A 21,194-nucleotide genomic window follows, 5' to 3' on the forward strand; every position below is an offset into this window, starting at 1 on the left:
GCGGCGATGCGCTGGAGCCGGAGCGGTCCGAGAACTGTGATGCAGTGATACTGTGAGACTGTGAAGAACGTGACCGTGTCAGTGCCCGACGATGTCTATCGAGACGCGCGGATCAAGGCAGCCGAACAGGGTCGCTCAGTCAGCGCTCTCGTTGCCGACTATCTGCGCAGCCTGTCGAGCCAGGACAGTGAGTTCGACCGACTCCGTGCGCTGCAAGAGCAGGTTTTCGAACGCGTAGAAGGTTTCAGCGCATCCGATCGGCTCAGCCGTGATGAGGTTCACGACCGTGCCGCGCTTCGTTGACACGAATGTCGTTCTCTACGCGGTGTCCACTGCGCGAGCCGAGACGGCGAAGCGAGACAAAGCGCGCGAGATACTTCGCGCCACAGATCTCGCGCTATCGGCCCAGGTGCTGGGCGAGTTCTATGTCCAGACGACGCGCACCTCTCGCGAAGGGGCCCTTTCGCACGCCGACGCCGTGGCGATGATCGAGTCTCTGGGCCGGTTCCCGATCGAGCCAGTGACCACCAAGATCGTCAGCTCGGCACTCGCCACGCGTGAGCGTTATCAGATCTCATATTGGGATGCGGCGATCATTGAAGCTGCGCGCACCGCCAAATGCACGGAGGTGCTGTCTGAGGATCTCAGTTCCGGACAGGACTACGACGGCGTCGTGGTGCGCAACCCCTTCGAGTGAGTGCGCTCCCGCGGGCGACACCTGCGGCCCTGCGACGTCTGGCCCGAGGCCAGGTCAGCGGCCGAGCCTGGCGATGACCAGATCCGCGAGGCGGGCGGCGTACTCGAAGCTCTCCGGATGTCGCCACCCGGTCCCGGGCTCGGTGCCGTTGCGGACCGACATCCGGAACTCCAGACAGGCCAGCCAGAGCGACTTCAGATTCAGGATCGCGGGGAGTCTTTCCAGCTCTTCGGTGGTGAGCTGGATGTGTTCGGTGTAGCCGTCGAGGACTGCCTCCACGAATTCGGGATGTTCAGGTCCGGCTTCCCCGGCTGTGCGCAGCAGCCAGGCGAGTGCAGGCAATCGTGGACCCCGCCCGGAGCCCGCCCAACCGACAATGGCGAGATCGCCGGGGCATCCGACAGCCGACCAGTAGTGGAAGTTGCTGTGGGTCAGTGCCTCGGGCAGTCCTTCAGCGTCGTCGGCCTCTTCGACCCTCGCTCGCAGCCACTCGAACCTTTCCCGGGACTCTGGACCGAGCTCGTCTTCGACGCTGACCAGAAAGCTCATCGCCGCCGCAAGATCCTGCTTCGGCCGACCGACGTGAAAGCCGCCGTCGGTCTCCTCGGCCCCGCCGTCCCGCGCTACCGCGCCGCCTCCGGACGGCAGGGAGTGCAGTCGACCGAGCAGTCCGCCCAGCTCCCTCGACACGACCGCATGATCATCTGCCGGCCGACCGCCCTGGATGTACTGGGTGACGATCACGCCCTTGCCGTCCAGCACCGAGACCGGCTGGTCCGTGGCGACCCGCTCCGCCGGATAACCGTGCCCAGCAAGGAATCGCAGGATCTCGGCGTCACCCTCTACCCGACCGACCGTGTCGGCAGCCGAGCTGAAGACTCGGGCGATCCACGGCTCGCCGTCGGCACGCCGCACGAACAATGTCGAGGCGTAGTGCCCCGGCCAGGATCCTCGGGGGCGGGTCTTCGGGTCGTCGTCGATCGGCGCCAGCGCCGCGATATTGATCTTGTACGTGGCCTCGAGATGGTCCTTCAGGTCGTCGCGGTCGAACGGTCGCGTGGTAGTGAACTCCTGCCGCCGAGCGGTCTGGAGATCGGCACGAGCCTGGGAGTACCGTTGCCCGGTGTCCCGGGCCCGCTGGCGTACGGCGCGCTTGAAGCTTCCGTCTTTGGTCATGACAAGCCTTCCTCGACGTGCCATCGTCCCCCAGCAACTCACGGCACTCGGTACAGGCCTGGGTTGGTATGAGACCTTGAGGGCAGCTCCCCCTTCACCCCTACGAGGACCCGGCTGGGGCAGGTCACTCTGAGGCTCGGCGCCGGTCAGCGCCACCGTGATCATTGCGGTATCCGGGCGCCCTGTCAACGACTCCTGTACGACCGTTTGTAGTAGAGCGTGCGGATCGCCGTACACTCTTCGGGTGTCATCTCCCGCGCTGCTGGTCAGCGGCCTCGGCGTCGCTTTCTCGGGACGTACGGTGCTCGACGATCTCACGCTGGAGGCCGCAGCCGGCGAGCTGACCGCGGTGCTCGGGCCGAACGGTGCCGGCAAGACCACCCTGATGCGGGTCTGTGCCGGTCTGATCCGTCCCACCAGCGGCTCGGTCCTGGTCCTCGGCCGGCAGCCGGGCAGTGCCGAGACGGCGGCCCGGATCGGGATGATGCCGCAGAGCACCGGTGCCTGGACCGGGATCCGGCCGCTGGAACTCCTGCACTACCTCGCCTCGCTGTACGCCCACCCGCTCGATGTCGACGCACTCGCGGACCGACTCGGCCTGCACGCCCTGGCCCGGACCACCTACCGGCGGCTGTCCGGCGGCCAACAACAAGCGGTCAACCTGGCCGGAGCGCTGATCGGCCGACCGGAACTGGTCTTCCTGGACGAGCCGACCGCCGGCATGGACCCACATGCGCGGCGCGCGACCTGGGAACTGCTCACCGAACTCGGTGCGGCGGGAGTCAGCATCGTGCTCACCACCCATGCCATGGAGGAGGCGGCAGCCCTGTCCGACCGGATCCACATCGTCGACCGCGGCCGGGTGTCGATCACCGGCACCGTCGCTGAGCTCACCGCCGGCGGCGAGAGCCTGGAGGACGTCTTCCTGGCCAACACCCACGCGAGCATCGCATGAGCCAATCCACCGCAACCGGTCTGGACTTCTCCCCTGCCCCGGGCGCCGCGCCGGCGAGCCGGCGGGTGATCAGTCACGGTCTGACCGAGGCCAGATTGCTGGTCCGCAACGGCGAACAGCTGCTGCTGGCGTTGATCATCCCGATCGCGATCATGGTCGCCGCCCGGTTCCTGGACTCCGACCTCTTCGGTGATCAACTCGCCGCCTCGGTGCTGGCACTCGCCGTCTGGTCGTCGGCCTTCACATCGGTCGCCATCGCCACCGGTTTCGAGCGCCGGTACGGCGTCCTGGAGCGGCTGGCTGCAACGCCGCTGGGCCGCACCGGGCTGATCACCGGCAAGGCATCAGCGGTGATGATCATCGTGATCGGGCAGTTGATCATCCTTTCCGCGGTCGGTCTGGCGATCGGCTGGCGGCCGCACTTCTCCGCCGCAACAACAGGTCTGGCAGTCGTCGCGGTCCTGCTGGCGATCACCGCCTTCGTCTCCTTCGCCCTGATCCTGGCCGGTCGCCTGCGGGCCGAGGCGACGCTTGCGCTGGCGAATGTGATCTACGTCGTGTTGTTGATCGCCGGTGGCCTGGTGATCCCGGCGTCGCGATTCCCCGGCCCGTTGGAGCTGGTCGTCCGGTTGCTGCCGACGGGTGCCCTGGGCGAAGAGCTGCGGCAGGCCTCGATCGGCATCATCGACGGCTGGCCGCTACTCGTCCTCGCGATCTGGGCCGGCCTGCTGATCGTCCTTGCAAGGAAGGTGTTTCGATGGGTCGGCTGAACGTCTCCGTATTGGGGTCGAGGCTGCGGTGGTTTGCAGTCTCGTCGCTGGTGCTGAACATCTTGATCATCGTCACCGGTGGGCTGGTCCGGCTGACCGACTCCGGTCTCGGCTGTCCGACCTGGCCGCAGTGCACACCGGGCTCGTACACCCCGCACTCGGCTCTGGGTGTGCACGGGGCGATCGAATTCAGCAACCGGATGCTGACCTTCGTGCTGATGATCAACGCGGCGCTGACCTTCATCGCCGCTCTGCTGCATCACAGCGGGAACCGCGGCCGCGATCGCAAGCTGCGGTGGTTGACCTTCGCCCTCGGTTTCGGAATCCCCTTCCAGGGTGTGATCGGTGGGATCACCGTCCGCACCCACCTGAATCCGTACGTCGTGGCCCTGCACACGCTGGACTCGATGGTCCTGGTCGCGCTGTCGGTATGGCTGCTCCGGCTCACCTGGCCCGCACCGGCGCGTCCGGTCGGCCGGCGCACCCGAGTGTTGTCGGTGATCACCTTCGGACTGGCCTGGCTGGTCGTCTGCCTCGGCACCATCGTGACCGGCTCCGGTCCCCATGCCGGCGACGTGCACGCCCGGCGCACGGGCCTGAATCCGGCCGATGTCAGCCACCTGCACGCCGGCGCGGTGTATCTCCTGGTCGCCGCCACCATCGGCTGCCTGATCCTGATCCGGAACCGGGCCACGGTCTACCTGTTGTTGATCGAGGTCGCGCAGGCGATCGTCGGCTTCGTCCAGTACTACAGCAACCTGCCGATCGGTCTGGTCGCCGTCCACATGCTCGGCGCCGCCGGGACGATGGCGCTGGCGTCCAATCTGCTCTGCTCGGTCCGCCTAGACCGGGAGAGCTCAGACCGGGAGAGCTCAGACCGGGAGAGCTCAGACCGGGAGAGCTCAGCGCTCAGAGCAGATTCCGAGCCTGCTTCACATCACCCAGCCAGTGCCGGGCCCCCGACACCTTCCCGGCCAGTTCCCGCGGGGTCCCGACCGATGCCCCGCTCCGCGCCAGCAGCTGCAGCGCCGCCGGCACCTGATCAGGTCTGAGCCGGCGCGCCAGCGTCACGTGCGGCGCCCAGAAGCCGGGCCCGAACCGGTGCTCGACGGGCGGCGGGCAGGCCGCGAACACCTTCTGCTGCAACTGCAGCAACTCGACCGTGGCCACCACCTGGCGGACCAGGATCAGTCCCGGACGGCCGACCTTCGGGATCCCGAAGATCATCGGCGCGCCGACGATCACGGGCAGCGGTAGCGCGTCCGACAGGGTCGGACCGAGGCCGAGCGCGGTCGGCACCGGGATCTGTTCACAAGCGATCATGGTGATGTGCGGGCGCCGCGAGGCGCCGGACGGTGCGCGGTGCTCGCTGGGCAGGCCGGCGTCGGCCAGCATCCGCCATTGCCGCTTGATTGCTGCTTCGGATTCGTCGTCCAGCAGCAGTTCGATCGAATGAACCACCGGGTGCCTTCCCGTGAGGGCTGATTCCCGGATTATCCCGTACCAGCCCGCGGTCGGCCAGTAGCCCCCGCCGACAAGACCCGGAAGATCGCCCGGAAGATCGCCGAGATCAGTGCACCATCAGTGCAGGAGCGGGTCGACAGCGGCGGCGACGAAGATCAGCGCCAGGTACGAATTCGACCAGTGGAACAGCCGCATCGGCTTCATCAGCGCGTCGTTCAGGCCGGCCCGGGCCCGCCGCAACAACTGCACCGATTCGACGATCAACGCCCCGCCGCAGACCGCTGCAACGATCGGATACAGCCAGCCGGTGTGCGCGATCGGCCAGAGTGCCAGCGAGGTCGCGACGGTCAGCACCGAATACACCAGGATCCGGTTCGCGACGAAGACCGGCGGCTTGATCACCGGCAGCATCGGCACGTCGGCGGCTGCATAGTCCTCGCGATAGCGCATCGCCAACGCCCAGGTGTGCGGCGGCGTCCAGAAGAAGACGATCAAGAACAACACGAAGGGTGCCCAGGAGAGCGAATCGGTGACCGAGGTCCAGCCGATCAAGGGCGGGAAACAACCGGCGATACCACCCCAGACGATGTTCTGCGATGTGTGCCGCTTCAAGATCATCGTGTAGATCAACACGTAGAACGCGTTGGCGCCCAGGGCCAGGAACGCCGAGAGCCAGTTGACCAGGAAACCGAACCAGAGCAGGGAAAGCACTCCGAGCACGGCACCGAAGATCATCGCTGTCCGCCAGCTGACCGCATGTCGCGGCAGCGGCCGCCGGCGGGTCCGGCGCATCCGCTCGTCGATGTCGCGGTCCAGGACGCAGTTGAAGACATTCGCACTGCCGGCGGCGAAGATGCCACCGACCAGCGTGTAGAGCACCAGCATCAGCCGGGGCACACCGCCTGCCGCCAGGAACATCGCCGGCACCGTCGTCACCAGCAACAACTCGATGATCCGGGGTTTGGTCAGCGCGATGTAGGCGCTGACCACGTCCCGGAGCCGGGATCGTGGGTCGACGCCCTTTCCGTCGGTGCCGTCCTCCCGGGGGCCGGCCACCGCCGGAGTGGTCACGTGCGGACTCGTCACGCCCGATCTCCTACACAGTGTCGTACGTATTGCGCTTGGTCAGTGTAGACCCGTAACCCGCCGTCTTTCTCCGGCTACCTGCGGGCGATAGGCTCGTAGGCGTTTGGCCCCCATTTTGCGGAAGGAATCTGAGCTCGCTGTGACCAAGACGACATTCTCCGATCCGAATCTCCTACCCCAGGGATGGTCCGATCTCGATTCTCGCGCGGTGGACACCGTACGGGTGCTGGCCGCCGACGCGGTGCAGAAGACCGGCAACGGTCACCCGGGCACGGCGATCAGCCTGGCCCCGCTGGCCTACCTGCTCTTCCAGAAGGTCATGCGCCACGATCCGTCCGACACCCACTGGGTCGGCCGTGACCGGTTCGTGCTCAGCGCAGGCCATTCCTGCCTGACGCTCTACATCCAGCTCTACCTCGGCGGTTTCGGCCTCGAACTGGAGGACCTGGAGGCGTTGCGGACCTGGGGCTCGAAGACTCCCGGCCACCCGGAGTACGGGCATACCGACGGCGTCGAAGTGACCACCGGGCCGCTCGGCCAGGGCATCGGCAACGCGGTCGGGATGGCGATGGCGGCCCGCCGCGAGCGCGGCCTGCTCGATCCCGACGCCGCACCGGGCACCTCGCCCTTCGACCACCAGATCTACTCGATCTGCTCGGACGGCGACATTCAGGAAGGCGTCTCCTCCGAGGCCTCCTCGCTGGCCGGCACCCAGAAGCTGGGCAACCTGACGCTGATCTACGACAACAACCGGATCTCCATCGAGGACGACACCTCGATCGCGCTCAGCGAGGACACCGCCGCCCGCTACGCCGCCTACGGCTGGCACGTGCAGACTGTCGACTGGACCAACGACGGCACCGCCTACACCGAGAATGTCAAGGCTCTCCTGGACGCGATCCGGGCCGCCCGTGAGGTCACCGACCAGCCGAGCTTCATCGACCTGCGGACCGTCATCGCCTGGCCGTCGCCGGGCAAGCAGAACAGCGGCTCCGCACACGGCTCGGCACTGGGTGCCGAGGAGGTCGCCGGGCTGAAGGGCGTGCTCGGCTTCGACCCGGAGAAGAATTTCGAGGTCGCGCCCGAGGTCATCGCCCACACCCGCGAACTGCAGGAGCGGGGCAAGCAGGCCCGGGCCGAATGGCAGCAGGGCTTCGACGCCTGGGCCTCGGCCAACCCGGAGGCGTACGCCTTCTACGAGCGGCTGACCAAGCGCGAGCTGACCCCGGGCTGGGAAGAGGCTCTGCCGTCCTGGCCGGCCGACGAGAAGGGCGTGGCCACCCGTGCCGCCTCCGGCGACGTGCTCACCGCGCTGGCACCGAAGCTGCCGGAGTTGTGGGGCGGTTCGGCCGACCTGGCCGGTTCCAACAACACCACCCCGAAGGGTGAGCCGAGCTTCCTGCCGACCGAGCGTCAGTCGAAGATGTTCCAGGGCAATCCGTACGGCCGGGTGCTGCACTTCGGCATCCGCGAGCACGGCATGGGCGCGATCATGAACGGCATCGCCGTGCACGGCGGCACCCGCGTCTACGGCGGCACCTTCCTGACCTTCAGCGACTACATGCGGCCCAGCGTCCGGCTGGCCGCCCTGATGCGGCTGCCCGTCACCTACGTCTGGACCCACGACTCGATCGGCCTCGGCGAGGACGGCCCGACCCACCAGCCGATCGAGCACCTGACCGCGCTGCGCGCCATCCCCGGTCTGGACGTGATCCGGCCCGCCGACGCCAACGAGACCGCCGTCGCCTGGAAGACACTGCTCAACAAGACCGATCGCCCGGCCGCCCTGATCCTGTCCCGGCAGAACCTGCCGACGTTCCCACGCGACACCGATGGGTACGGGGCCGCCGAGAGCGTCGCCAAGGGCGCGTACGTCCTCAAGGACAGTGACGGCGATCCGGATGTGCTCCTGATCGGCACCGGTTCGGAGGTTCAGTTGGCAGTGAAGGCCCAGGAGGCGCTGGCTGCTGAGGGCGTCAAGGCCCGGGTGGTCTCGATGCCGTCGTTCGAGTGGTTCTTCGAGCAGGACGAGGCCTACCGCGAGTCGGTGCTGCCGAAGGGCGTCAGGGCCCGGGTCAGCGTCGAGGCCGGTATCGCTCTCAGCTGGCGCGGCATCCTGGGTGATGCGGGGCGCGCGGTCAGCCTGGAACACTTCGGCGCCTCGGCGTCCGCGGGGACGCTGTTCAAGGAGTTCGGCTTCACGCCGGAGTCCGTCGTCGCAGCCGCAAAGGAAAGCATCGCCGCTGCCGCCGAGGGCGGCAATCCGGTCCACCCGTCGACCAGTGGCCCGTCGAACACCGGCGACCACGTCGACGAGCCCGGCGTGACGATCAGTTGAGAGATGATCATCTGACAGGCAAGAGAGGTAACGATGTCTGAAGCACTGAAGGCGCTGGCGGATGCCGGCGTATCGATCTGGCTCGACGACCTGTCCCGGGAACGACTGGACTCGGGCAATCTCGTCAAGCTGGTCGACGAATGGCATGTCACTGGTGTGACCACCAACCCGACCATCTTCGCCGCCGCCCTGAGCAAGGGGTCGGCCTACGACCAGCAGGTCAAGGAGCTGGCCGCGGAGGGCAAGTCCACCGCCGAGGCGATCCGCGAGATCACCACCACCGATGTCCGCAACGCCTGCGACGTGTTCGCCGACATCCACAAGGCGACCGGCGGCGTCGACGGCCGGGTCTCGATCGAGGTGGAGCCGGGTCTTGCCCATGACACCGACGCGACGGTCGCCCAGGCCAAGGAGCTGTGGGCCAAGGTCGACCGCCCCAACGTATTGATCAAGATCCCGGCAACGCTCGAGGGGCTGCCGTCGATCACCGCCGCGATTTCGGAGGGGATCAGCGTGAACGTGACGCTGATCTTCGGTCTGGACCGCTACAAGGGCGTGATGGACGCCTATTTTACCGGTCTGGAGCAGGCGGCCGAGAAGGGCATCGACCTGTCGCAGATCCAGTCGGTGGCCTCGTTCTTCGTGTCCCGGGTGGACACCGAGTACGACAAGCGGCTGGACGAGATCGGCACCGAGGAGGCCAAGGGGCTGCGCAGCAAGGCGGCGATCGCCAATGCCCGGCTGGCCTACGAGGCCTACGAGGAGGCGTTCTCCTCCGATCGCTGGAAGGCGCTGGAGGCCAAGGGCGCCAACGTCCAGCGGCCGTTGTGGGCCTCCACCGGGGTCAAGGATCCGAATCTGCCGGACACCCTGTACGTGACCGAGCTGGTCGTGGCGAACACGGTCAACACGATGCCGGAGAAGACCATGGCCGCCGTTGCTGATCATGGTGTGATCGAGGGTGACAAGGTGACCGGCACGGCCGCTGACGCACATGTGATCATCGACAGCCTGCGCGGCCTGGGGATCTCCTACGAGGACGTCATCGAGACGCTCGAGCGTGAGGGCGTTGAGAAATTCGACGTGTCGTGGGGCGAGCTGGTCGAGACCGTCGACACGGCGCTCAAGGCTGCTTCGGCCAGCTGATCGGCAACCCCGCTGACCAGTCATCGACGACTGAACCGACGCCGCCCTCGTCCCGTGACGAGGGCGGCGTCGGTTGTGCGCCAGAGTGCCGAGCGGGTCTACGCGCACCGACTGCGCAAGCAGCTCACCCGCTCCGGGAGCGACTGCGCACGGCTGCCGGACCACATCGGCGTGATCATCGACGGCAACCGCCGCTGGGCGCGGCAGGCGGGCTACGCGAATCCGAGCGTCGGTCACCAGATCGGCGCGGAGCACATCGCGGACTTTCTGCGATGGTGTCAGCGGCTGACCGTGCACCACGTCACGATCTTCATCTGCTCGACCGAGAATCTGACCAGGCGGGCGGCGGCCGAAGTCGCCGCCCTGATGGACATCATCGAGAACACCATCGCCCGGCTCCTGACCCAGCCCGGTCGGTCCTGGCAGGTGCACGTCGCGGGCAACTCGGATGTGCTTCCGCAGGCGACGGCGACCGCGCTGAAGGACCTGTGTACCGAGACCGAGACGGTCGATTCCGGCTACCACCTCACTCTGGCCGTTGGCTACGGCGGCCGGCAGGAGATCGTCGACGCCTTCACCAGCTACCTGCGCGAAGAGGCCCTGACCGGCGCCGACCTTGAGAATCTTGCCCGGAACTTCGAGGCCGACGACATCGACCGGCACCTCTACCAACCCGATCTGCCGGTTCCCGCCATCATCATCCGCACCAGTGGCGAGCAGCGCTCCTCGAATTTCCTGCTCTGGCAGGGAAGTCACGCAGACTACTTCTTCTGCGACGCCTACTGGCCGGCCTTCCGCGAGACCGATCTGCTCCGTGCCGTACGCGATTACCTCAGGCGATCCACGATCATCGGCGAGAGCTGATCCGGGGCGTTTCGTCGCTCAGGTCCGCGCGATCAGGAATCGAGAAGCCTCCACGATTCGGACGACCTAGTCTGAGCGCATGGACCTGACAGCCGTGGGGTCCTGTCAGAGAAGGGATTCAGCCGTGTCGACGACTACCGGATTCAGTGCGGCCGAACGGTCGGCCATGAAGGCTCGTGCCGAGGAGCTGCGGGCCGAAGGTAAGAAGGGCAGCAAGAGGGCCGACGGGCTGCAGGCAGTGTTGGACAAGATCGCCGAAATGTCACCCGAGGACCGCGCGGTTGCCGAACGCGTCCACGTCACGATCACCGACGCCGCACCGGAGTTGTCGCCGAGGACCTGGTACGGGATGCCTGCCTACAGCAATGCCGAGGACAAGATCGTGGTCGCCTTCAAGAACAGCGGCAAGTTCGGCACCCGGTACTCGACCCTGGAATTCCAGGATCCGGCGCGCCTCGACGACGGCGACATGTGGCCGGTCTCCTTCGCGATCACCCGCTGGACATCCCAGGTGGAGAAGAAGATCGCCGAGCTGGTCCACGAAGCAGCCGGCTCCCCCACGACCTGACTGGCGGGCTCTTCGGCCTGCCCGGCACGCGGTCGGGTGTCGTGACACTTCGTCAATTGAGTAGGGTTTTCCTGTGACTCAGACGACGCGCCCGAATCCGTTGCGCGACCCGATGGACCGGCGGATCCCCAGGATCGCCGGCCCGTGTGCCCTGGTGATGTTCGGCGTCACCGGCGATCTCGCCACCAAGAAGCTGATGCCGGCGATCTACGACCTGGCCAACCGCGGTCTGCTGCCGCCCGGCTTCGCGCTGGTCGGCTTCGCCCGCAGGGACTGGGCCACCGAGGACTTCGCCGAGGTCGTGCACAACGCGGTCAAGGCCAACGCCCGGACACCGTTCCGCGAGGAGGTGTGGAAACAGCTCAGCGAGGGCATCCGCTTCGTCGCCGGCGAGCTCGACGACGACGCCGCCTTCGACCGCCTGAAGCAGACCATCCAGGAGCTGGACGAGGCCCGCGGCACCGGCGGCAACCACGCCTTCTACCTGTCGATCCCGCCGGGTCTGTTCCCCGCCGTCGTCGGTCAGCTGCGCAGCCACGGCATGTCGGAGACGACCACCAGCAGCTGGAGCCGGGTCGTCATCGAGAAGCCGTTCGGCCATGACCTGCGGTCGGCCCAGGAGCTCAACGAGGTGGTTTCGACCGCGTTCCCGTCCAGCTCGGTCTTCCGGATCGATCACTACCTGGGCAAGGAGACCGTGCAGAACCTGTTGGCGCTGCGATTCGCCAACCAGATGTTCGAGCCGGTGTGGAACAACAACTACGTCGACCACGTGCAGATCACCATGGCCGAGGACATCGGCATCGGCGGCCGGGCCGGCTACTTCGACGGCATCGGCGCTGCCCGGGACGTGATCCAGAACCACCTGCTGCAGTTGCTGGCGCTGACTGCGATGGAGGAGCCGACTTCCTTCGAGGCCCGTCAGCTGCGGGCCGAGAAGCAGAAGGTGCTCGCGGCGGCGCGTCCGCCGGAGCGCCTGGATCTCTACACTGCCCGCGGTCGCTACGCGGCCGCCTGGGCCGGCGGTGAGAAGGTCGGCGGCTACCTGGACGAGCCTCGGATCCCGCCGGACTCGACGACCGAGACATACGCCGCCATCCGGGTCGACATCGACAACCGGCGCTGGGCCGGCGTTCCGTTCTACCTGCGGACCGGCAAGCGGATGCCGCGCCGGGTGACCGAGATCGCCCTCGGCTTCAAGCAGGCACCGCACCTGCCCTTCGCCAAGACCGACACCGCGGAGCTCGGTTACAACGCCTTGGTGCTGCGGATCCAGCCGGACGAGGGCGTGACCCTGCGGTTCGGCGCCAAGGTGCCGGGCACCCAGATGGAGATCCGCGAGGTCAACATGGACTTCGCCTACGGCGGCTCGTTCACCGAGTCCTCGCCGGAGGCGTACGAGCGGTTGATCCTGGACGTGCTGCTCGGCGACCCGCCGCTCTTCCCCCAGCACGAGGAGGTCGAGCTGTCCTGGCAGATCCTCGACCCGATCCTGGACTACTGGGCATCGCTGGGCACTCCTCCCGAGGACTACGAGGCCGGCACCTGGGGCCCAGCCAGTGCCGATGAGATGCTCGCGCGAGACGGCTTCGCCTGGCGTCGTCCGTAAGGTCCCTGAGCAAGGCGTCAGGGCAGAAAGCCCACCCTACAAAGGATTTCTTCATGATCATCACGCTCAGTGACACCACCTCGGCCAAGATCAGCTCAGCGCTGCTGAATGCCCGGCGCAGTGCCGGCAGCCCGGCCTCGGGGATGGTGCTCACCTTGATCATCGTCTCCGACGAGGATGAGTATCCCGCCGCCCTGGAGGCCGCGATGGCGGCCGGCCGGGAGCATCCCAGCAGGATTCTGCTGGTGGTCAGCGGCAACGGCCGGCACACCGCATCGCTGGACGCCGAGGTCAGGATCGGTGAGGGCACCTCCGGTGAGGTGGTCGTGGTCCGCATGCGGGGACCGCTGGCCGATCATCCGGCTTCGGTGATCCGGCCGCTGCTACTGCCGGACTCACCCGTCGTGGTCTGGTGGCCCGGCTCGGTGGCGACCAACAGGGTCGCCTCACAGTCCCTGGCCGAGCTGTCCAACCGGCGGATCACCGACGCCGCCGCGAGCCGGCAGCCTCGCCGCGAGTTGGCCCGTCGGGCCGAGCACGTCGCGCCCGGCGACACCGATCTGTCCTGGACCCGGTTGACGCCCTGGCGCACCCTGCTGGCGGCTGCTCTCGATCAGTTCCCGGCGAAGGTCACCGGCGCCGTGGTCGAGTCCGAGCGGGGCAATCCGTCCGCGGACCTGTTGGTCGCCTGGTTGGAGGACCGGCTGCGGCTGACGGTGAAGCAGGCGACCAGCAGCGGCCCGGGCATCACCGCAGTGCGGATGACGACCGCGGCCGGCGACATCGCGATCACTCGGCCGGACGGCTTGCTGGCCTCGTACGCGATTCCCGGCCAGCCGAACCGGCTGGTCGCGCTGAAGCGTCGTACCACCGCCGATCTGGTGGCGGAAGAGCTTCGCAGGATGGACCACGACGTGGTCTACGAGGCCACGCTGCTGGCCTTCCTCCGCCGGTCCGCCGGTAATCGGCCGGCCCGGCGGGCTCCGCAGGCCGTAGCCGACGACGCCGGCGGGCTGGTCGAGGGCCCCTCCGCACAGCGGGCGGCCGCCAGGCGTACGGCGCGTCGCGAGCCCGCCACCAAGACGGCGGCGAAGAAGACGGCGGCGAAGAAGACGGCGGCGAAGAAGACGGCCAAGAAAGCACCCGCCAAGAAGACAGCAGCCAAGAAGACAGCAGCCAAGAAGACGGCAGCCAAGAGAGCACCTGCCGCGAAGAGGACCACGGCCCAGAGGACCACGGCCCAGAGGACCACGGCCAGGAAGGCCGCCCGCTGATGCCCGGCCGGACCGAATACCTGGTGCATCCGGATGCGGACGCGGTCGCCGAGGCGATCGCGGAGCAGCTCAGCATCCGGATCGCGCAACTGCAGGCCGAGCAACCGGACCGGCTGGTGCAGATCGCGCTGACCGGCGGACGGATCGCGACCAAGGCGTACCAGCGGCTCGCGGCCGACGGCCCGTCGTCGCCGGTCGACTGGACGAAGGTCGCGCTCTGGTGGGGCGACGAACGCTTCGTCGCCGCCGACTCGGATGATCGCAACGATCAGGCGGCGCTCGCCGCGCTGGTCCCGGCGCTGCCGCTGACCGACACCAATCTCAATCCGATGCCGGCCGACGACGGGCAGATCAGTCTGGACGAGGCGGCGCTGGCCTACGGTGCTGAACTCGGCAACACCGCTTTCGACATCTGCCTGCTGGGCGTCGGTCCCGACGGACACGTCGCGTCGGTGTTTCCCGACCACCCGTCCTTCGAGGTCTCTCTGCAGGCCGAGGCGGACACCCCGGTGATTCCGGTCCGGGACGCGCCGAAACCGCCGCCGCTGCGGATCAGCATCACCCACCGGGTGATCAACCGGTCGGCCGAGGTCTGGTTCACGGTGTCCGGCTCCGACAAGGCCGACGCTGTCGGCTGGGCGGTCACCGGCAACAAGCAGGTACCCGCCGGCGCGGCTCACGGCACCGAGCGGACCCTGTGGCTACTGGACGAGGCCGCCGCGGCCCGGATCCCGGTCGATCTGCTGAACTGACCGCGCCGCCGGGCGCAGCGTCCTAGGCTGCGGTTGTGGCTCGGTCGGCCCAGACCGTACGACTACCGCTCGGCAGCTATCTCGCGGCCGGCGCTGTGGTGCTGCTCCTGCTGCTGGTGGCGAACCGGTACGGCTTCCATCGCGACGAGCTCTACTTCATCGAGTCCGGCCACCACCTTGGCTGGGCGCAGCCCGACAACCCGATGCTGGTCCCCTACCTGGCCGCCGGCTGGCACTGGCTGGTCGGCGGGCGGCTCTGGGCGTTCCGGATCCTGCCGGCGCTCTTCGCCGCCGGGTACGTCCTGGTCGCCGGCCTGATCGCCCGCGAGCTCGGCGGACGACCGAGTCATCAGGTCGCCGCCTCGATCGCCACCGCACTCACCGGACTGGTGCTCGCCGCCGGCCACCTCTTCTCGACACTGACCTTCGACATGACCGTCAGCGCAACCGCGCTGTGGTTGTTGATCATGGCGGTCCGTACCGGGCGATGGGCTCCCTGGCTGCTGGCCGGTCTGGCCACCGGGATCGCCATGGAGATCAGGATGATGGCGATATTCATCGTCGCCTGTTGCCTGCTCGCGATCATGATCATCGGGCCGAGACGATCACTGGCCGGCCCGAAGTGGCTGGTGTCCGCGGTGATCGCGCTCGCGCTGGCTGCACCGAATCTGATCTGGCAGGCGACCCACGGCTGGCCGATGCGGCAGATCGCGGTCAACATCGCCGGCGGCGGTTCGACGTCGTCCACCGATCGGATCGGCCTGGTCCCGTCGCAGCTTCTGGAGATCGGCCCGATCATCTCCGTCGTGCTGGTGGTCGGCGTCGTCTGTCTGCTGAGAAGACCCCGTCGACCGGAATTCGGCTGGCTCACGATCGGCTATCTGATCTTCGTGCTGATCATGATCGTCACCGGCGGGAAGGCGTACTATCCGGCACCCTTCTTCCCGGCGCTGCTGGCCGCCGGCGCGATCCCGTTGCTGGACACGATCAGCAGGAAGCTGTGGCGCAGGATCGTCGCGCTGGTCCTGTTGATCATGTCGGCGATCATCACCCCGATGCTGACGCTGCCGGTCTGGCCGGTGGGCAGCCCAGGCTTCCAGATCGGCGTCGCGGTCAATCCGGACTCCGGAGAGACCGTCGGCTGGGACGGCTACATCGCGACCATCTCGGCGGTCGCGCAGACGATCCCGGCTGATCAGCGCCCGTCAACGGTGATCATCACCAGCAACTACGGCGAGGCCGGTGCGCTCACCCGGGCGCAGCGACTGCAGACCGCAGACGGTCGCGATCTCCCGCCGGTCTATTCCGGTCACAACGGCTTCGGCCTGTGGGGGCCGCCGCCGGACGGGACCCGTACGGTGATCATGGTCGGCGAGCAGGAACCCGGCGACCTGCGACGCTGGTTCGCCTCCTGCCGGACGGTTACGCACCTACAGTCGCCAGCCGGGGTCGACGATGGCGAGGCGGGCGCCCCCGTCCGGATCTGCGCCGGGCCGCGTCACCCGTGGCCGGAACTGTGGCCGCAGATGCGGCACCTCAGCTGAGGGCGCCGCCAAGCTCAGACCCGGTCAGGCGTGCCTGGGTTCGGTGCCGTCCGGCCCCGGATCGGTACGCGTGCTGTCGGTGGGAACGTCGTCCGGTGCCCCCTGCGGCGCCCCGCCGGGGGACGTCCCTGCGGCGGACCCCGAGGTGGTTTCCGAGGTTGTGCCGGAGGGCACCTCAGGTGAGGTCTCCGACGCCACGTCCGGATCGATCTCGTCAGCCTTCCGGCGGGTCTCCTCGAATTCGTCCCGGCGACCGGCCAGATCGGCTTCCTTGTCGGAGGCGGCGGCCTCGAGTCGCTCTGCCTCGGCGGCGCGACACTCGGCATCGGCGGCATGCTCCTCGGCCTCGGCCCTGACCTTACGGGCGTCGGCGCGAGCGACCCTGGCTTCGACGTCGGTCTGCTGGACGCCGATGGATTGCTCCTGCGAGCGTTCCCGCAACTCGGCAGCCTGGCGACGGTTTGCCGCCCGGCGTCCGCGGGTGACCGCCAGCACGATCGCGATGATGATCAGCACGACCACAACGGCCGCGACGATGATCCAGATGGTCGTGGTGCTCATGACTATCCCTTAGCCGTTTCACCGACACCCAAACGGAAGAACCGCGCTGCCCAGTCACCAAGCAGTTCGGCCAGCTCGGGTGGTTCGACCGCGACGATCGGGGCACCGCACACTCCGAGCACGAACGCTCCCCACTCCAGGCCGGCCGCATCCAGCTCCAGCCGACAGGTGCCCGGATCCTGCTCGCTGACCCGGACCCAGCGGCCCAGCCGGCGGCGTACGTCCTCGGCGTCGGCGCGTACGACCGCCACCACCGGTCGTACGCTGTCGGCCCGGTCCAGCCGGCTACGGACGTATGCGGTGGGGTCGCCGCCGGGCACCTCCCGCTGCCGAAACCGGACGCCGGTGCCGGCCGGACGGTCGAGGCGGTCCAACCGGAAGATCCGCCAGGCATCGCGAGTCAGGTCATAGCCCAGCAGATACCAGCGCCGTCCTGCCGACACCAGTTGCTTCGGTTCGACGCGACGCTGCGAGACCACCCCGTCCGCCACCCGATACTCGAAGACGACCCGCTCGTCGGAGCGACAGGCCTGCGCCAGCAGCACCAGCGCGGCAGGATCGGCGGACGGCGGCCCGTCGGGCCAGTCCGGAACCGCAGTCGCCGAGCGCAGGGCCTCGACCCGCCGCCGCAGCGTCTTCGGCATCACCTGGACGACCTTGGCCAGCGCCCGCACCGACGCCTCGGCGATCCCGGTCAGCGAACCCGCGGTCCCTGCCACCAGGCCGACCGCGAGCGCGACCGCCTCGTCGTCGTCCAGCACCAGCGGCGGCAGCGAGGCACCAGCGGCCAGCTGATAGCCGCCGCCCACACCGCGGTCGGCCCGGACCGGGTAGCCGAGCTCGCGGAGCCGGTCGACGTCGCGGCGCAGCGTCCGCACCGAAACCTCGAGGCGTTCGGCGAGCTCAACCCCGGGCCAGTAGCGATGACTCTGCAACAGCGAGAGCAGTCGAAGCATCCGCGAACTGGTACTGGCCACATCGGAATTCTGCCCGGAATTGGTGACAGAAACTGGCAACTATGGTCCGTAGCGTTCCAGTCATGACATCAACAACCGAACGCGACGACCTCCTGGCCGAACTCCGCCAGGCACGCTTCTTCCTGCGCTACACCGCCAAGGACCTGACCGACGAGCAGGCGGCACAGCGCACCACCGTCAGCGCGCTGAGCATCGGCGGTCTGGTGAAGCATGTCACCGACGGCGAGCGGAGCTGGGCCGGATTCGTCTTGGAGGGCCCATCAGCGGTCTCCGGAAAGAAGGACTTCTCTGACTGGACGGCCGAGGACTTCGCCGAACGCGAGAAGGGCTTCGCCATGCAGCCCGGCGAGACCCTGGCCGGCCTGCTGGGGGCGTACGAAGAGGTGGCCCGGGCGACCGACGAACTGCTGCGCGGCATACCGTCCCTTGATGCCCGGCAGCCGCTGCCGAAGGCTCCCTGGTACACGGCGGAATCGCAGTCGGCACGACGCACGTTTCTGCACATCATCGCCGAGACGACACAGCACGCGGGCCATGCCGACATCATCCGGGAGTCGATCGACGGCCAGAAGACGATGGGCTGACGCAGGGCTTACAACCGTCGCCGACACGCCGCAGAAATGACAGTTTTTGTGACCCCTCGGCGTCACCAGGGGAGGACGTCGGGGACCGGGTCGGCGCCCCGGACGTGCTGGTCGCAGAAGGCCAGCAGGACCTGGTTGAAGGTGCGCAGATTGGACGGGGTCAGCACCCAGTGGTTCTCGCTGGTCAGCTGCAGGAAGCGGTGCGGCATGGTCTCGGGACTGCCCTGCCAGCGCGACACCAGCTCCCACCACAGCCGCAGCGCCTCGCTGATCGGCACCCGGTAGTCGCGGTTGCCGTGGGTGATCAGCATCGGAGTGCTGATCTTGTCCACGGCGTAGTGCGGTGAGTAGGTGCGATACCAGTCCGGATTGTCGTCCTCGTGCAGGTGCACGCGCATCTTGCCGGCCGCGGCGTCGGTGGTCCGATGTTGTTGATCAAGGGCCCACAAACCGGCATGGCTGACGATGCAGTCGAAGCGATCGGTGTGGCCGGCGATCCAGTTGGCCATGAAGCCGCCGAACGAGGCACCCAGCATGGCGGTGTGGTCGCCGTCCAGCTCCGGCCGGCGCAGGACGTCGTCGAAGAGCGTCTCGCATTCGTGGTAGACCACGTCAGCCCGGCGCGGCCAGCCGCGGTTGAGACCGGCATGGCCGTAGCCGGTCGACATCGCCGGATCGGGCATCAGCACCGCGTAACCGCGAGCGACCGCCAGCCACGGGCACCAGCGCCAGCTCCAGGCGTTGTACGACCCGTGCGGGCCACCGTGGATCCACAACATCACCGGGGCCGGCTGCTCGGCGGTCGCTTCGATGGGGGTGCAGAGCCAGCCGCCGACCGTCAGCCCGTCGACGTCGGTCTCGACCCATTCCAGGGTTCCGGGCAGGCCGGCGACCGCGCCCGGTGCCGGCAGTTCGGAGCGCCCACCATCGCCGAGCGACAGCCGGACCGGGCGGTTCGGGGTGCCGACGTCGTTGCGGAGGGCGTAGACGGTGGCGCCGTCGTCGGCCGGCGCCAGGCCGCCGTAGACGGCGTCGTCGACCAGCGTCCGTACGGATCCTGTTGCGGCATCCACGACCAGCACGGCGCCGCGGGAGCGCAGGTCACCGGCCACCAACAACGTCCGGTCGTCGAGCCAGCGATACTCGCCCACCGTCAGGTCCCCGACCTCGACCGGGACGGGATCGCCGGCCCGGCCGTCACGGTCGACCGGGTGGATCTCCAGGAAGTCGTAACTGGTGTCGGTGGGCGACGAGGCGGTCACCCGGGTGACCGCGATCCGGCTGCCGTCCGGGGAGAATTTCGGGCCGCCGTAGGACTGCTCGTCGGTGGCCGCCAGCAGCACCCGGCGGGTGTGCCCGGAGACGTCGATCAGCACCACCGAGCTGCGGGTCTCTGCGCCCTGGACACGTACGGTCCAGCTGGTGGCGATCGTGCTGCCGTCGGCCGACAGGTCCGCGGAGGCGCCGCGCAGGTTGACGGTGTCGGCGTCTGGGGCGAGGTCGGTCAGCTCGCCGTCCGGCGACACCAGGATCAGGCGCGGGCTGACGTCGTTGAGCTCGGAATCCCAGTACCGGATCGGCATCCCGGTATGCCAGATGGTGGTCTGCTTGGCGTCCTTGCGGGACTTGCGGCGCGCCGCGTCGTCATCCAGTGAGCCGCCCGGCAGGACGCTCGTGGAGGCCAGCAGGGTGCCATCGGCGGCGACCGCGATCAACCCAAGGCCACCAGGTGCCGAGGCGACGACTTGGGCCTCGCCGCGTTCAGGAAGTCTCCAGATCGCCGGGGTGCCGTTGTCGTCCTCGCCCTGCGGATCGGGCCGGGCGGAGCTGAAGTAGAGCGACCCGTCGGAGCCGAATCTCGGTCCGCTCTCGCCCTTCTCGGAAAAGGTCAGCCGCCGAGCGGCGTGCACGCCGGCCGGGTCAAGCTCCCAGAGCGCCGGCACATTGCGGGAGGCGTGCTGGTCCGCCTCGGCGATCTCGGCGACCAGCCGGCCACCAGGGCCGGCGGCCAGACCGTTGACCCGGGGAATCCGGATGAACGCGTCGATATCGCTGAAGTCGTCGAAGCCGGCGGAGCGATCAGAAGGAAGCTCAGAGCGGGGCGAGGGCACGCCCGAAATATAGCGAGGCTCAGTAGATGACTTCGCCGCGGGCCCGGCGGTCACGCAGAGCGGTCAGCGCCTCGGTCAGGATCTCGGCGGCCTCGGAATCGCTGCGCCGTTCCTTCACATAGGCCAGATGGGTCTTGTACGGCTCGTTCTTCGGCGGCGGCGGCGGGTTGGACGAGTCGAGATTGGCCGGCAGACCGCAGCGCGGGCAGTCCCAGGTCTCAGGTGCCTGCGCATCGGCGGCAAAGGCCGGACGGGTCTCGTGCCCGTTGCTGCAGAAGTAGGACACGTACAGCCGCGGCGCAGCTTCGCCGCGTTCGGCTTCGCCCATCGGCCCGGCGCCGACCCGGCTGCCACGAATGGCGCTTCCCCCACCAGCCACGATGCTCCCCTCAGATCCCGTACTTGTACATCAGACCGAGGCCGACGATGCTCGCCAGCCAGACCAAGGCGACGATGATCGTCAACCGGTCCAGATTGCGCTCGGCAACCGAGACGCCGCCCATCGAAGAGGAGACGCCGCCGCCGAACAGGTCGGAGAGGCCGCCGCCGCGACCCTTGTGCATCAGCACGAAGGCCGCGAGCACGAGGCTGGTGACGATCAACACGATCGAGACCGCCAGGATCTCCCAACTCATCATCGGAACTACAGTCACCACCGCCACACCCTAACCCAGGCCACCGACGTTGGAAGAATCTGTCCGCAAGCTCAATACAGGTC

21 protein-coding genes and 1 pseudogene are annotated in these 21,194 nt (G+C 68.0%); 14 read left to right on the top strand and 8 right to left on the bottom strand.

The features are described 5' to 3' along the window. The first annotated feature begins 60 nt into the window (after window positions 1–60). Complete coding sequence (locus tag IEY07_RS14155; protein ID WP_188896013.1) at window positions 61–303, top strand: DUF6364 family protein; 243 nt, start codon at window positions 61–63, stop codon at window positions 301–303. Continuing rightward, a complete protein-coding gene (locus IEY07_RS14160; RefSeq protein WP_188896014.1) occupies window positions 287–697 on the top strand; it encodes a PIN domain-containing protein in 411 nt (136 codons plus the stop codon). The genes IEY07_RS14155 and IEY07_RS14160 overlap by 17 nt, the downstream gene beginning before the upstream one ends. A 54-nt stretch (window positions 698–751) precedes the next feature. On the opposite strand, the gene IEY07_RS14165 is transcribed toward IEY07_RS14160, so the two are convergent. Continuing rightward, complete coding sequence (locus IEY07_RS14165) at window positions 752–1,873, bottom strand: phosphotransferase enzyme family protein (RefSeq protein WP_188896015.1); 1,122 nt, start codon at window positions 1,871–1,873, stop codon at window positions 752–754. Between the two features lie 244 nt (window positions 1,874–2,117). On the opposite strand from IEY07_RS14165, the gene IEY07_RS14170 reads away from it, so the two are divergent. Genes IEY07_RS14170 through IEY07_RS14180 form a run of 3 tightly spaced genes read left to right on the top strand, consistent with a single transcriptional unit; the run spans window position 2,118 to window position 4,650 of the window. After that, complete coding sequence (locus tag IEY07_RS14170; protein WP_188896016.1) at window positions 2,118–2,828, top strand: ABC transporter ATP-binding protein; 711 nt, start codon at window positions 2,118–2,120, stop codon at window positions 2,826–2,828. Next, window positions 2,825–3,598: an ABC transporter permease gene (locus IEY07_RS14175; RefSeq protein WP_188896017.1), complete on the top strand. Its 774-nt coding sequence runs from the start codon at window positions 2,825–2,827 to the stop codon at window positions 3,596–3,598. Before IEY07_RS14170 ends, IEY07_RS14175 begins: the two co-directional genes overlap by 4 nt. Continuing rightward, window positions 3,586–4,650 (top strand): COX15/CtaA family protein, encoded by a 1,065-nt coding sequence (locus IEY07_RS14180; RefSeq protein WP_229670102.1) that lies wholly within the window; start codon window positions 3,586–3,588, stop codon window positions 4,648–4,650. The genes IEY07_RS14175 and IEY07_RS14180 overlap by 13 nt, the downstream gene beginning before the upstream one ends. A gap of 19 nt (window positions 4,651–4,669) precedes the next feature. Here the strand turns inward: IEY07_RS14180 and IEY07_RS24750 are convergent. Further along, window positions 4,670–4,993, bottom strand: a pseudogene (locus IEY07_RS24750) (hypothetical protein); the annotation flags it as partial. 186 nt (window positions 4,994–5,179) lie between these two features. Continuing rightward, the gene (locus IEY07_RS14195; RefSeq protein ID WP_373288852.1) at window positions 5,180–6,148 is read right to left on the bottom strand and encodes a heme o synthase; all 969 of its coding nucleotides are present in this window, start codon (window positions 6,146–6,148) and stop codon (window positions 5,180–5,182) included. Window positions 6,149–6,287: 139 nt separating this feature from the next. On the opposite strand from IEY07_RS14195, the gene tkt reads away from it, so the two are divergent. The 8 genes from tkt to IEY07_RS14235 all read left to right on the top strand — a co-directional run bounded on the left by tkt (window position 6,288) and on the right by IEY07_RS14235 (window position 16,243). Then, window positions 6,288–8,486, top strand: a complete 2,199-nt coding sequence (gene tkt, locus IEY07_RS14200; RefSeq protein WP_188896019.1) for a transketolase — start codon at window positions 6,288–6,290, stop codon at window positions 8,484–8,486. Between the two features lie 33 nt (window positions 8,487–8,519). Continuing rightward, window positions 8,520–9,632 carry a transaldolase gene (gene tal, locus IEY07_RS14205; RefSeq protein WP_188896020.1) on the top strand — a complete coding sequence of 371 codons (1,113 nt, stop codon included), beginning with the start codon at window positions 8,520–8,522 and terminating at the stop codon, window positions 9,630–9,632. Window positions 9,633–9,707: 75 nt separating this feature from the next. Beyond that, window positions 9,708–10,496 (top strand): polyprenyl diphosphate synthase, encoded by a 789-nt coding sequence (gene uppS / locus IEY07_RS14210; protein ID WP_188896021.1) that lies wholly within the window; start codon window positions 9,708–9,710, stop codon window positions 10,494–10,496. A gap of 124 nt (window positions 10,497–10,620) precedes the next feature. After that, complete coding sequence (locus IEY07_RS14215) at window positions 10,621–11,064, top strand: iron chaperone (RefSeq protein WP_229670103.1); 444 nt, start codon at window positions 10,621–10,623, stop codon at window positions 11,062–11,064. Between the two features lie 112 nt (window positions 11,065–11,176). Continuing rightward, entirely contained in the window at window positions 11,177–12,673 is a 1,497-nt protein-coding gene (gene zwf / locus IEY07_RS14220) for a glucose-6-phosphate dehydrogenase (RefSeq protein WP_188896089.1), read from the top strand. A 53-nt stretch (window positions 12,674–12,726) separates the two neighbouring features. Next, on the top strand, window positions 12,727–13,947 hold the full coding sequence (locus tag IEY07_RS14225; protein ID WP_188896023.1) for a glucose-6-phosphate dehydrogenase assembly protein OpcA: 1,221 nt from the start codon (window positions 12,727–12,729) through the stop codon (window positions 13,945–13,947). After that, window positions 13,947–14,699, top strand: coding sequence for a 6-phosphogluconolactonase (gene pgl / locus IEY07_RS14230; RefSeq protein WP_188896024.1), 753 nt, complete (start codon window positions 13,947–13,949; stop codon window positions 14,697–14,699). The genes IEY07_RS14225 and pgl overlap by 1 nt, the downstream gene beginning before the upstream one ends. A 35-nt stretch (window positions 14,700–14,734) precedes the next feature. Continuing rightward, a complete protein-coding gene (locus tag IEY07_RS14235; protein ID WP_188896025.1) occupies window positions 14,735–16,243 on the top strand; it encodes an ArnT family glycosyltransferase in 1,509 nt (502 codons plus the stop codon). Between the two features lie 24 nt (window positions 16,244–16,267). On the opposite strand, the gene IEY07_RS14240 is transcribed toward IEY07_RS14235, so the two are convergent. Both IEY07_RS14240 and IEY07_RS14245 read right to left on the bottom strand, forming a co-directional pair. Beyond that, entirely contained in the window at window positions 16,268–16,804 is a 537-nt protein-coding gene (locus IEY07_RS14240; RefSeq protein ID WP_188896026.1) for a hypothetical protein, read from the bottom strand. A 2-nt stretch (window positions 16,805–16,806) separates the two neighbouring features. Continuing rightward, window positions 16,807–17,781 carry a helix-turn-helix transcriptional regulator gene (locus IEY07_RS14245; protein WP_188896027.1) on the bottom strand — a complete coding sequence of 325 codons (975 nt, stop codon included), beginning with the start codon at window positions 17,779–17,781 and terminating at the stop codon, window positions 16,807–16,809. 62 nt (window positions 17,782–17,843) lie between these two features. Here IEY07_RS14245 and IEY07_RS14250 point away from each other — a divergent pair, with 62 nt between their 5' ends. Continuing rightward, entirely contained in the window at window positions 17,844–18,365 is a 522-nt protein-coding gene (locus IEY07_RS14250; RefSeq protein ID WP_229670104.1) for a DinB family protein, read from the top strand. Between the two features lie 62 nt (window positions 18,366–18,427). On the opposite strand, the gene IEY07_RS14255 is transcribed toward IEY07_RS14250, so the two are convergent. Genes IEY07_RS14255 through secG form a run of 3 tightly spaced genes read right to left on the bottom strand, consistent with a single transcriptional unit; the run spans window position 18,428 to window position 21,111 of the window. Next, complete coding sequence (locus IEY07_RS14255) at window positions 18,428–20,476, bottom strand: prolyl oligopeptidase family serine peptidase (protein ID WP_229670105.1); 2,049 nt, start codon at window positions 20,474–20,476, stop codon at window positions 18,428–18,430. Between the two features lie 19 nt (window positions 20,477–20,495). After that, complete coding sequence (locus IEY07_RS14260; RefSeq protein ID WP_188896029.1) at window positions 20,496–20,855, bottom strand: RNA polymerase-binding protein RbpA; 360 nt, start codon at window positions 20,853–20,855, stop codon at window positions 20,496–20,498. Window positions 20,856–20,865: 10 nt separating this feature from the next. After that, window positions 20,866–21,111 (bottom strand): preprotein translocase subunit SecG, encoded by a 246-nt coding sequence (gene secG, locus IEY07_RS14265; protein WP_188896091.1) that lies wholly within the window; start codon window positions 21,109–21,111, stop codon window positions 20,866–20,868. Window positions 21,112–21,194: the final 83 nt, after the last annotated feature.

It is taken from the genome of Microlunatus endophyticus, assembly GCF_014646195.1.
Classification (GTDB): domain Bacteria; phylum Actinomycetota; class Actinomycetes; order Propionibacteriales; family Propionibacteriaceae; genus Microlunatus; species Microlunatus endophyticus.